This is a genomic window from Pseudoxanthomonas kalamensis DSM 18571 (assembly GCF_010211745.1).
In the GTDB taxonomy this organism is placed as follows: Bacteria; Pseudomonadota; Gammaproteobacteria; order Xanthomonadales; family Xanthomonadaceae; genus Pseudoxanthomonas_A; species Pseudoxanthomonas_A kalamensis.
In genome coordinates, this window is record NZ_PDWQ01000066.1 from 1 (window position 1) to 635 (window position 635).

At 66.5% G+C, this 635-nt stretch carries 1 protein-coding gene; it reads left to right on the forward strand.

From position 1 onward, the window contains the following. Positions 1-143: 143 nt before the first annotated feature. Positions 144-635, forward strand: a 492-nt coding sequence (locus CSC70_RS14005) for an ABC transporter ATP-binding protein (protein WP_343038785.1), incomplete at its 3' end; no start/stop codon positions are given.

Below are 635 nucleotides of genomic sequence, written 5' to 3' on the forward strand. Positions count from 1 at the left end.
AAGCACAGACCTTAGGCGTGAAGCCGCGAACCCCGAACCGACCACCAGTCATAGGGAGCATCGCTCCCGCGGATGAGACCATGGCCTTCAGGCACATGCTATAGAACCTGCCGCGCCAATGGTCGGCCGACAAGTGCCGGCGCGTGGCACTGGGGCGGGTGCTGGTGCGTGAGCTGGAGCTGTCCCTGTTCGACGAGCCGCTGTCCAATCTGGATGCGGCCCTGCGCGTGCAGATGCGCCTGGAAGTCACCCGCCTGCAGAAGCAGCTCAAGACCACCGCGGTGTACGTCACCCACGATCAGGTCGAAGCGATGACCATGGCCGACGAGATCGTGGTGCTACAGGCCGGACGTATCGAACAGGTGGGCACGCCGCTGGAGTTGTACGAGCGCCCTGCCAACGTGTTCGTGGCCGGATTCATCGGCTCGCCGCGCATGAATCTGCTGCAGGAGGAGGTGGCCGCGCGCCACGGCGCAGTCACGCTCGGGGTGCGCCCGGAACATATCGCAGTGCAGCGTGGCGGCCCCCCACCCGGCAGCGGCGATGCCTGGCAAGGCAGCGTGATCCAGGCCGAGCACCTCGGCAGCGACACCTTCGTGTACGTGGAGATTCCCGGCGTGGGCACGGTCGATGCG